This is a genomic window from Actinotalea ferrariae (genome assembly GCF_019733465.1).
GTDB lineage: Bacteria > Actinomycetota > Actinomycetes > Actinomycetales > Cellulomonadaceae > Actinotalea > Actinotalea ferrariae_A.
Genome location: NZ_JACVQL010000106.1, coordinates 1 through 9,987, shown reverse-complemented (window position 1 = coordinate 9,987; position 9,987 = coordinate 1). Strand labels below are relative to the sequence as shown.

Annotated in this window: 10 protein-coding genes and 1 pseudogene; 5 read left to right on the top strand and 6 right to left on the bottom strand. The window is 75.8% G+C overall.

Annotated features, from left to right (window positions below):
* Positions 1 to 522, top strand: a 522-nt coding sequence (locus tag ICW40_RS09295; protein WP_221653545.1) for a pentapeptide repeat-containing protein, incomplete at its 5' end; no start/stop codon positions are given.
* A 9-nt stretch (positions 523 to 531) separates the two neighbouring features.
* Here the strand turns inward: ICW40_RS09295 and ICW40_RS09290 are convergent.
* The 4 genes from ICW40_RS09290 to ICW40_RS09275 form a co-directional block, all read right to left on the bottom strand.
* On the bottom strand, positions 532 to 1,305 hold the full coding sequence (locus ICW40_RS09290; RefSeq protein ID WP_221653544.1) for an SDR family NAD(P)-dependent oxidoreductase: 774 nt from the start codon (positions 1,303 to 1,305) through the stop codon (positions 532 to 534).
* Positions 1,302 to 2,405 carry a sugar kinase gene (locus tag ICW40_RS09285; protein ID WP_221653543.1) on the bottom strand — a complete coding sequence of 368 codons (1,104 nt, stop codon included), beginning with the start codon at positions 2,403 to 2,405 and terminating at the stop codon, positions 1,302 to 1,304. Before ICW40_RS09285 ends, ICW40_RS09290 begins: the two co-directional genes overlap by 4 nt.
* 63 nt (positions 2,406 to 2,468) lie before the next feature.
* Complete coding sequence (eda, locus tag ICW40_RS09280; RefSeq protein ID WP_221653542.1) at positions 2,469 to 3,095, bottom strand: bifunctional 4-hydroxy-2-oxoglutarate aldolase/2-dehydro-3-deoxy-phosphogluconate aldolase; 627 nt, start codon at positions 3,093 to 3,095, stop codon at positions 2,469 to 2,471.
* Between the two features lie 106 nt (positions 3,096 to 3,201).
* Positions 3,202 to 3,975: an IclR family transcriptional regulator gene (locus ICW40_RS09275; RefSeq protein ID WP_221653541.1), complete on the bottom strand. Its 774-nt coding sequence runs from the start codon at positions 3,973 to 3,975 to the stop codon at positions 3,202 to 3,204.
* Positions 3,976 to 4,157: 182 nt separating this feature from the next.
* Here ICW40_RS09275 and ICW40_RS09270 point away from each other — a divergent pair, with 182 nt between their 5' ends.
* The 4 genes from ICW40_RS09270 to ICW40_RS09255 all read left to right on the top strand — a co-directional run bounded on the left by ICW40_RS09270 (position 4,158) and on the right by ICW40_RS09255 (position 8,573).
* Positions 4,158 to 4,760, top strand: a complete 603-nt coding sequence (locus tag ICW40_RS09270) for a DUF4190 domain-containing protein (RefSeq protein ID WP_221653540.1) — start codon at positions 4,158 to 4,160, stop codon at positions 4,758 to 4,760.
* Positions 4,761 to 4,921: 161 nt separating this feature from the next.
* Complete coding sequence (nhaA, locus tag ICW40_RS09265) at positions 4,922 to 6,178, top strand: Na+/H+ antiporter NhaA (RefSeq protein ID WP_221653539.1); 1,257 nt, start codon at positions 4,922 to 4,924, stop codon at positions 6,176 to 6,178.
* 61 nt (positions 6,179 to 6,239) lie between these two features.
* Positions 6,240 to 7,280 (top strand): LacI family DNA-binding transcriptional regulator, encoded by a 1,041-nt coding sequence (locus tag ICW40_RS09260; protein WP_308121720.1) that lies wholly within the window; start codon positions 6,240 to 6,242, stop codon positions 7,278 to 7,280.
* A 99-nt stretch (positions 7,281 to 7,379) separates the two neighbouring features.
* Positions 7,380 to 8,573: an NAD(P)/FAD-dependent oxidoreductase gene (locus tag ICW40_RS09255; RefSeq protein ID WP_221653538.1), complete on the top strand. Its 1,194-nt coding sequence runs from the start codon at positions 7,380 to 7,382 to the stop codon at positions 8,571 to 8,573.
* Here ICW40_RS09255 and ICW40_RS09250 read toward each other — a convergent pair.
* Entirely contained in the window at positions 8,566 to 9,063 is a 498-nt protein-coding gene (locus ICW40_RS09250) for a GNAT family N-acetyltransferase (RefSeq protein ID WP_308121719.1), read from the bottom strand. The genes ICW40_RS09255 and ICW40_RS09250 overlap by 8 nt on opposite strands.
* Positions 9,064 to 9,164: 101 nt before the next feature.
* Positions 9,165 to 9,987 (bottom strand): annotated as a pseudogene (locus tag ICW40_RS09245) (hypothetical protein); the annotation flags it as partial.

Genomic DNA, 9,987 nt, shown 5'->3' with positions numbered 1-9,987 from the left:
GCCGGCGCCCCGGGACCCACGCCCGGACCGGGCACGACGCCCGTGACGCCACCACCGACCGGGTCGACCGCCGGGACCACCCCGACGGCGCAGGTGCCCGCGACCCGACCGCCGGCCACCACACCACCCGCGCCGCCGCCCCCACCACCCCCGCCGCCACCACCACCCGTCGTGGCGACGTCGTGCACCGCCGCCCGCTCCGGCGCCACGGACGCTCGCGGCGCGGACCTCTCGGGCTGCGACCTGCGCGGCGCGACCCTCACGGGGTCGTGGGCGGGCGTGAGCCTGACCGGCGCGGACCTGCGGGGCGCGAGGCTCGTCGACCTCGACCTCACGGGCGCGCAGCTGAACGGGGCCGACCTGCGCGAGGCGACGATCACGCGGACGCGGTTCGACGACGCCGCGCTCACCGGTGCGCGCTTCCGCGACGCGAACGTCACCGGGTCGAGCTTCGCCGGTGCGACGCTCGACGGCCGCACGCTCGAGGGCGCGCGCGTGAGCGACAGCACCGGCCTCGCGTGACGGCAGCCCTCAGCGCAGGTGGCTGCCGCCGTTGAGGTCGAGCACCGCGCCCGTGACGAAGCCGGGCTCGGTCGCGAGGTAGAGCACGGCCGCGGCGACGTCGTCCGGCGTGCCGGGGCGTCCGACGAGCGTCCCCGCGACCGCCGCGCGCTGCGCGGCCTCGGGCGTGTAGCGCTCGTGGAAGGGCGTGTCGCCGATGAACCCCGGTGCCACCGCGTTCGCCGTGATCCCGCGCGGCGCGAGCTCCTTCGCGAGCCCACGCGTGAGGCCGTCGAGGCCCGCCTTCGAGGCCGCGTAGGCCGCGGCACCGGGGCCGCCGCCGTCCTGACCCGCGACCGAGGTGACGGACACGACGCGGCCGCCGTCGGGCATGACGGCGATCGCGGCCTGGGTGACGAGGAACGCGCTCGTGAGGTTGAGGTCGATCACCGCGTGCCAGTGCTCGACCGTCATCTCCGCCACGGGCTGGCGCCCGACGAGCCCGCCCGCGTTGTTGACCAGCACGTCGACGCGGCCGCCGAGCGCGGCCGCGGCCCGCGCGACGACGTCGCGCACCGCGGCCGGGTCCGTCGCGTCGAGCTCGTAGGCCTCGGCCGCGCGGCCCGCGTCCCGGAGCTCGGCGACGAGGTCGGACGCGTCGTGCGAGCGGTAGGTGACGGCGACGTCGGCGCCGGCCCGGCCGAGCGCGAGGGCGACCGCGCGTCCGATGCCCGTGCCGCCGCCCGTGACGAGCGCCGTCCGGCCGGCCAGCGGGAGCGGCGTGCCGGCGTCGGCCGTGCTCATCGGTCGACCCGCGCGCTGCCGCCGCCCGCGAGCTTGAGGACCTCGGCCTTGGTCACCATGGTCGTGTCGCCGGGCGTGGTCATCGCGAGCGCGCCGTGCGCCGCGCCGTACTCGACGGCGGTCTGCAGCGGCTGGCCGTCGAGCAGGCCGTAGATGAGGCCGGAGGCGAACGAGTCGCCGCCGCCCACGCGGTCGAGGATCTCGAGGCGCTCGCGGTACGTCGCCTGCACCACCCCGGTGTCACGCGACCAGGCGAGCGCACCCCAGTCGTTGATGCTGGCGGAGTGGACCGTGCGCAGCGTCGTCCCGATGACCTGGAAGTTCGGGTAGGCGGCTGCGGCCTTCTCGATCATCGCGGCGAAGGCGTCGACCTTGATCGAGGAGATGTTCTCGTCGACGCCCTCGACCTCGAAGCCGAGCGAGGCGGTGAAGTCCTCCTCGTTGCCGATCATGACGTCGACGTGCTCCGCGATGCGCCGGTTGACCTCCTGCGCCTTGGCCTGGCCGCCGATCGCCTTCCAGAGCGACGGCCGGTAGTTGAGGTCGTACGAGACGACCGTGCCGTGCCGCTTGGCGGCCGTGACCGCCTCGACGACGACCTCGGCCGTCGTCTCGCTCAGCGCCGCGTAGATGCCGCCCGTGTGCAGCCACCGCACACCGAGCTCGCCGAACAGGTGGTCCCAGTCGACGTCGCCCGGCTTCATCTGCGAGGCGGCGGTCAGGCCGCGGTCGGAGACGCCGACGGCGCCGCGCACGCCGAACCCGCGCTCGGTGAAGTTCAGGCCGTTGCGCACGCCGCGGCCGATGCCGTCGTACGGGACCCACTGGATGAACGAGGTGTCGAGACCGCCGGTGAGGACGAAGTCCTCGACGAGGCGCCCCACCTCGTTGTCGGCGAGAGCGGTGACGACGGCGCCGCGCAGGCCGAAGGCCCGGCGCAGGCCGCGCGTGACGTTGTACTCGCCGCCGCCCTCCCACGCGCGGAAGGAGCGGGCCGTGCGGATGCGACCCTCGCCCGGGTCGAGGCGCAGCATCACCTCGCCCAGCGAGACGGCGTCGTAGCGGCACTCGGCGGCAGGGCGGATGGTCAGGGCGGTCATCGTCGTCCTTCGTCTGGGAGCGGGCAGGTCCGTCGTGGACGGGCGGCTGGTCGCGCGGGCGGGTCAGTCGCGCTTCGTGAGCGCGACGGCCTCGGCGGTCAGGCGCGTCACGCCGGCGAAGTCGCCGGAGCGGATGAGGTCCTTGGGGACCATCCACGAGCCGCCGACGGCGACCACCGAGGGCACGTCGAGGTACTCGTGCAGGTTGGCCGCGCTCACGCCGCCGGTCGGCACGAACGTCACGCCGCCGAACGGTGCGGACAGTGCAGCGATCGCCTTGGCGCCCCCCGACGTGCCGGCCGGGAAGAACTTGACGGTCGAGAGGCCGAGCTCGAGCGCCGCCTGGATCTCGGTCGCCGTCACCGCGCCGGGCAGCGGGAGGACGCCGTGCTCGCGGCAGCGGTCGACCACCGCGCGGCTCAGGCCGGGCGAGACGACGTACGACGCGCCGGCCGCCACGGCCTCGTCGACCTGCGCGGGCGTCAGCACCGTCCCGGCGCCGACGAGGATGTCGCCGCGCTCGGTCATCGCGCGGATCGAGTCCGCGGCGGCGGCCGTCCGGAAGGTCACCTCGGCGACGGGCAGGCCGCCCTCGACGAGCGCTGCGGCGAGCGGCGCGGCGTCGGCGGAGTCGTCGAGCACGACCACCGGGACGAGCCGCGCGGCGGCCAGCTGGGCCAGGGTCTCCATCGACGATCTCCCACCGTTTCGCTGTCCGGAACGCAAGTCCCGCGTACCGGAACGATTGTGCCACGAGCGCCCGGGAACGACCAGCACCCGTCGTCGGGCGGGCCGGTCAGGGAAGCGTGAGGCCTGCGGGGAGGAGGGGTGGGAGGACGTCGGCCATGCGGTCGCGCAGGGAGGCGAACCGCTCGCCCGTCATCCGGTCGGCGGGGGCCGTCACGGAGACCGCGGCGACCGCGGCGCCTCCCCGCAGCAGCGGCACGGCCACGCAGCTGATGCCGGCCTCGTTCTCCTCGACCTCGGTCGCGAAGCCGTCGCGACGGGCGCGCTCGAGCACCGCCCAGACGTGCGCGGGGTCGACGTCGGCCGCGGCCAGGTAGCCCGCGAGCGCCGCGCGGTCCGTGCCCCGGTGCGCGAGCAGCGCGCGCCCGAGCGCCGTCGTCACGGCGGGGCTGCGCCGCCCGATGGCCGACCACACGCGCACCGGCCGCTCGGGCTCGACCTTGTCGAGGTAGACGACCTCGCGACCGCTGAGGACGCCGAGGTGCACGAGCTCGTCGACCTCGCGGCTCAGGGCCACGAGCGCCGGGTGGAGCAGGACGGGCAGGTTCTCCTCGCCGAAGTAGTCGTCGCCGAGCCGGGTCGCCGCGGGACCGAGCGCGTACCGGCCGGACGGCTCCTGCATGGCGAAGCCGCGGTGGCGCAGGGCGGCGAGAGTGCGGTGGATCGTCGTCTTGTTGAGCCCCAGGCCCGCGGCGAGCTCGGCCAGCGACGCCCCGTGCGGCCCGGCCGCAGCGAGCGCCTCGAGCACGCGCAGCGCCCGGTCGACCGCCTCGACCGGGGACGGCGAGGGGTCGGTCGACGGCGCGTCTGCTGGCGAAGCCATGGCCCCCAGCCTAGGAGCGCCGACCGCCCGGGGCGGCCCGCGCGGCGACGCGCCCCCTGCCTGCGCGTCACTCGGCGCGGCGGCGGGACGCCTGCTGCACACGGGTGACGCTGTGCCGAACCGCTGCGGGGAACGGGTGACGGCGGCGTCGACGCTGTCGCGCCGGCGTCTACGGTCACCGCATGACCTCGCCCTCGCCCTGGGAGCAGCCGGCCCCCTCGCCGTACGCCGCGCCCGTGCAGGACCTCGGAGCGCCCGCCGTCCAGCAGGCGTGGACCCAGCCGGCGCCGACGCCCGTGCCCCAGCAGTGGGGTCAGCCGGCGCAGCAGCCCGTTCAGCAGTGGGGCCAGCCCGGCCAGCAGTGGGGCCAGCAGCCGAGCCAGCAGTGGGCTCAGCAGCCCGCACAGCAGTGGGCTCAGCAGCCCGCACAGCAGTGGGCTCAGCAGCCCGCGCAGCAGTGGGCTCAGCAGCCCGCGCAGCAGTGGGGTCCGTCCGTGCCGCACGCGCCGGTGATCCCCTGGCAGGCCGGTCCGCCGGCCCACCGGCCGCAGTCCTCGGGGACGGAGCGCAAGGCCGTGTGGTCCCTCGTCGCCGGTGTGTTCAGCATGCTCGGCGCCATCTTCCTCGCGGTCGTGGCGATCTGGATGGGCGTCGAGGCGCTGCGCCTCACGCGCGTCAACGGCTCGGGCGGCCGCGCCCTCGCGATCGCGGGCATCGTGACCGGCTCGATCGGCGTGCTCGCGTTCGCCTCCGTGATCATGTCCAGGATCACCGCGGGCATGTGACGGCGGGGACCGGCGGCTCCGCCGGTCCCGCTCCCCCGTCCGGCGCGGCCGGCCCGGGCTCCGTTCGGGGCGCGTCAGGTGCCGCGTCCCGGGTACGGTCACCGGGCCGCCCGACGCGTGCGGGCGGCCCGCACAGCACCGGACCGACCTCTGGGGGAGCCATGGCGCAACCACGCCCGGAGCTCTTCGACCACGTCTCGCCGGGCAGCGAGCGCAATCTCGCCGACACCCTGCGGGGCGAGAGGGCGGGCGCCGTCCTGCTGCTCGTCGGCACGGTCGTCGCGCTCGTCTGGGCCAACTCGCCGTGGCGCGACGCGTACGCGGAGATCGCCGGCACCGTCGTCGGGCCGGCCTCGCTCCACCTGGACCTGAGCATCGCCGCATGGGCGACCGACGGCCTGCTCGCGATCTTCTTCTTCGTCGTCGGGCTCGAGCTCAAGCGCGAGATCGTCGACGGCGAGCTGCGCCGGCCGTCGACCGCGATCGTGCCCATCCTCGCGGCGGTCGGCGGCATGGCCGTCCCCGCGGCGTTCTACGTCCTCGTGGTCACGCTGCGCGACGGCCCGCTGCACGGCTGGGCGATCCCCGTCGCGACCGACATCGCGTTCGCGGTCGCCGTCCTCGGCATCGCGGGCCGCCGGCTGCCGACCGCGCTGCGCGCCTTCCTCCTCACGCTCGCCGTCGTCGACGACCTGCTCGGCATCGTCGTCATCGCGATCTTCTACGCGCAGGGCCTCGCGCTCGGCTGGCTCCTCGCCGCCCTCGCGACCGTCGCCGCGTTCGGCGTCGTGGTCCGGCGCACGACGTCGCCCTGGCTCCTGCTGCCGCTCGGCGTCGCGGCCTGGACCTTCATGCACGCGTCCGGCGTGCACGCGACGATCGCGGGGGTCCTCCTCGGGTTCACGGCACCCGCGCTCGCGCGGCGCGGCGAGGAGGAGAGCGTCGCCGAGCGGCTCGAGCACCGCTGGCGCCCGATCTCCGCGGGCGTCGCGGTGCCGATCTTCGCGCTCTTCGCGGCGGGCGTGATGCTGAGCCCGGAGGCGCTCGCCGGGACGGTCGCGGACCCCGCGGCGCAGGGAGTGGCGCTGGGCCTCGTCGTCGGCAAGCCCCTCGGCATCGTGCTGGCGACGTTCCTCCTGGTGAAGCTCACGCGCGCGACGCTCGACCCGTCCGTGCGGTGGGCCGACGTCGTCGCGGTGGGTGTCGTCGCGGGCATCGGCTTCACGGTGTCCCTGCTCATCGGCGAGCTGTCGTTCGAGGACGGGTCGCCGCACACCGAGCACGTCAAGGCCGCGATCCTCATCGCGTCGGTCACGGCCGCCGTGCTCGGCGCGCTGCTGCTGCGCTGGCGCACGCGCCGGCACGCGCGGCACCTCGCCGAGCGACGCCGGGGCGTCGCGGCCGACGGCCAGGGGTGAACTCGGCCGCGCGCCACGGCGGTCCCACGGCCGAGCGTCGCCGAACCCCTACCCTGAGCGCGTGGCCAGCACCCCCTCCCACGGACCCGTGACCCTCAGCCAGGTGGCGCGCGAGGCCGGCGTGTCCCTGGCGACGGCGTCGCGCGCGATCAACGGGAGCGCGAACCGCACCGTGCGCGAGGACCTGCGCCAGCGCGTGCTCGAGGCGGCCGCGCGGCTGCAGTACTCGCCCGACGCGAACGCGCAGGCCATGGCCCGCGGCCGTACCACGTGGCTCGGCCTCATCGTGCACGACATCGCCGACCCGTACTTCTCGTCGATCGCCGCGGGCGTCGGGCTCGCGTCCGAGCGTCAGGGACTGACGATGACGCTCTCGAGCACCCAGCACGACGTCGCGCGCGAGCCCGGCATCGTCGAGCTGCTCACGCGGCAGCGCGCCCGGGCGATCGTCGTCGCCGGCGGGCGCCGGGACGACGACGACGTCAACGACCGCATGCGCGAGGCGCTCGCGGGCTTCAAGCGCTCGGGCGGCACTGTCGCGCTCGTCGGCCAGCCGCTGCTCGACGTCGACACCGTGGTGATCGACAACCGCGCGGGCGCGGGCGACCTGGCCCGGGCGCTGCACGCGCACGGCTACCGCCGCTTCGGCGTGCTCACAGGGCCGCCCGACCACCTCACCGCGCGGGACCGCCTCGCCGGCTTCCTCGAGGTGCTCACCGAGCTCGGCGCGACGCCCGACGACGCCGCGCTCGTGCCGTCGGAGTTCACGCGCGACGGCGGCTACGAGGCGATGCGCCGCCTGCTCCGGAACGGCCCGGGCGTCGAGGTCGTGTTCGCGGTCAACGACGTCATGGCCGTCGGCGCGATGGCCGCGGCGCGCGACGAGGGCGTCCGGGTGCCCGACGACGTCGCCGTCGCGGGCTTCGACGACATCACGACGCTGCGGGACATCACCCCCGCGCTGAGCACGGTGCGGGTCCCGCTCGTCGACGTCGGCATCGCGGCGACCGAGCTGTCGCTCGCCGCGCCCTCGAGCGAGCCGCGCCTGGTCCACGTCGGCGCGAGCGTCGTCCTGCGCGAGTCGACCCCGCCCCGCGGCTGACCGGCTCGGCACCGGCCGCACGCGAGCGGTCGCCGGGGGCGGGGTGCTCGCCTAGCGTGGCTCGGGCCCAGTCCGGCTACCTCGGAGCGTGGTCCTGTCGTGAGCACCCTGACGCACCATGACGTCCTCGTGGTCGGCGGAGGCAACGCCGGCATCTCGCTCGCCGCGAAGCTGCAGCGCCTCGGCTGCCGCGACGTCGCGCTCGTCGAGCCCAAGGCGGTGCACCACTACCGGCCGCTCCTGTCGTACGTCGCCGGTGGGGAGGCGACGCTCGACGACCTGCGCCGACCCCAGGCCGACGTCGTGCCGGACGGCTGCACCTGGTACCAGGACCGCGTCGTCGCCGTGGACGCTGACCGCTCGACCGTCCGCCTCGCGAGCGGCAGGGAGCTGACCTACGGCGACCTCGCGGTGTGCCCGGGCTCGGAGGTCGACTGGGACGCGATCCCGGGCTCGCGCGAGGCGGTCGGCACCGCGTCCGCGTCGACGAGCTACACGCCCGAGCTCGCTGTCGAGACGTGGGCGATGCTCTCGGCACTCACGGCGGGCCGCGCCGTGTTCGTGATCTCGGACCAGCACGTGCCGTGCGCGCCGGTGGGGCTCAAGCCGCTGTTCATGGCCGCCGACCACTGGCGTCGCACGGGCGTGCTGGGCGCGATCGAGATCGAGCTCGTGGTCGAGGCGGACCGCCTCGTGCGCGAGGAGCGGGCCGACGGCGAGCTCCGCACCGCGGCCGAGTCCTACGGCGTCGCCCTTCGGACCGGGACCGCCGTCGAGGCGATCGACCCCTCCGCGCGGACCCTGCGGCTCCGCACGCCCGACGGCGCCGCCGAGACCCGGTACGACGCGCTCTACCTCGCCCCGCCGCACCGCGCGCCCGCCTGGGTCGCGGCGAGCGGGCTCGACGCGGACGGCAGCGACGGGTTCGTCGCCGTCGACCCCTCCACGCTCCAGCACGTCGCGCACCCCCGCGTGTGGGGCCTCGGCGACGTCGCGACGGTGGCGACGTCGCCGTCGGGCGGCGCGCTGCGCAAGCAGGTGCCGGTGGTCGCGGAGAACATCGCGGCCCGGCGCAGGGGCCGGCCGATGCGCCGGTACGACGGGTACTCCGTCGCACCCGTCACGACGTCGCGGCGCCGGCTGCTGCTCGCCGAGTTCGACCGCGAGGGCCGGCCCGAACCGACGCTGAGCGTGCCGGACCTGGTGCGGCCCCGGCTGAGCACGTGGGCGTTCGACCGCTACCTCGAGCCGCTCGTGTACTGGCACCAGCTGCTCAAGGGCAAGGTCAGCTAGGGCGCGCCCCGAGGTCTCGCACGCGCCACACCACGTCGAGCGCCGGGCTGGTACCGCTGCGTTCGACCCGCTCCACGACGAAGCCCTCCCGCTCGTAGAACGCCCCCGCCCGCTCGTTGCTCGCGAAGTGCTCGACGCACAACCGGCTCGCGTCGGGCGGCAACCGCCGGACCACGGCCTCGATCAGGCGCGGCCCGAGCCCCGACCCCCGGTACCCGGGGTCGACGTAGAGCTTGTAGAGGACGTGGTCGGCACCGCTGCGCCCGCGCTGCACCACGCCGACGACCCGGCCCCCGGCCTCGGCGACGACGACCAGCTCCGCGGACACGGCGGACCGGATCTGCGCCTCGCTCCACCAGCTCGTCACCTGCCGGTCCGCCGCCTCGGCGCCGATCAGCGGCGTGTAGTGCGGTCGGATGTGGGCCTCTCCGAACGCGCAGACCGCCCTGACGTCGTCTGTGCCGGCATCCCGTACGACCAGGTCGTCCACCGTCCCGACCCCCGTCCCGTGCTCGCCTCGTCGGACCATCATCTCGGCGCCCCGCTCACGTGGAGCGCCCTCCCTTCGCGGCCGGGCTGTCGCCGAACGGCTCAGAAGCGGCCGCCGCCGCCGCGCGAGCGCGAGCTGCGGCTCGAGCTCTTCCGCGACGAGCTCGACCGACGCGACGACGACGAGCTCGACCGGCGGCTCGAGCTGCTGCGGCCGAACGACCCGCCGCTCGACTGACGGGACCGGCTCGAGCTCGACGAGCGCCCGGACGAGCCGCCGCTGAGCCATCCGCCGCCGCCACCGCCACCGCTGCCGCCCCAGCCGGAGCTCCCCCTCGAGCTCCACCGGTACCCGCGCGTCCGCTCCTCCCAGTCCGTGCCGGACCCCTCGCCGCCGGAGTCCCAGGCGAAGTCACCCGCAGGGGTCGCCCGCTCGACGTCGTACTCGGCCGTGCGGCGCGCCGTGGCTGCCCGGCTCTCGGCGCGGTCGGCGGCGGCGAGCGCGGCGACGGGATCGGTCTCGCTCAGCGCGTTGGCCTCCTGCACCGCGGCCTGAGCCTCGGCGAGCGCGGCCCGCGGCGCCGTGCCGACCGTCATGCCGTGGATCTGGACGAACCGGTTCACCGACACGAGCGTCACGTCCACCCGCTGCAGCACCTCGCGCAGGCGGACGGTCGCGCGCGCGACCGCCTCCTCGCGTGCGCGGTGCGGCGCGAGGGCGGCGTCGAGCGCGGCCTCGGCGTCGGTGAGGCGACGCACAAGGGCGAGCGGGTCGCCCTGCTGGCGCTCGGTCGGCACGGCGGCGAGCGTCTGACGCGCGGCCTCGGCCGCGGCGGCGACCGAGGGATCCGTCGGAGGGCTCGGCACCGCGAGCCGGTCGGCGTCGGCGACGTCGGCCGTGAGCGACGCGACGGCGGCGTCGATC

Excerpts from the sequence above, each read along its gene's own strand:
- ICW40_RS09285 (WP_221653543.1), bottom strand. The coding sequence starts at position 2,405 with ATGACCGCCCTGACCATCCGCCCTGCCGCCGAGTGCCGCTACGACGCC.
- ICW40_RS09275 (WP_221653541.1), bottom strand. The coding sequence starts at position 3,975 with ATGGCTTCGCCAGCAGACGCGCCGTCGACCGACCCCTCGCCGTCCCCG.
- eda (WP_221653542.1), bottom strand. The coding sequence starts at position 3,095 with ATGGAGACCCTGGCCCAGCTGGCCGCCGCGCGGCTCGTCCCGGTGGTC.
- ICW40_RS09290 (WP_221653544.1), bottom strand. The coding sequence starts at position 1,305 with ATGAGCACGGCCGACGCCGGCACGCCGCTCCCGCTGGCCGGCCGGACG.
- nhaA (WP_221653539.1), top strand. The coding sequence starts at position 4,922 with ATGGCGCAACCACGCCCGGAGCTCTTCGACCACGTCTCGCCGGGCAGC.
- ICW40_RS09270 (WP_221653540.1), top strand. The coding sequence starts at position 4,158 with ATGACCTCGCCCTCGCCCTGGGAGCAGCCGGCCCCCTCGCCGTACGCC.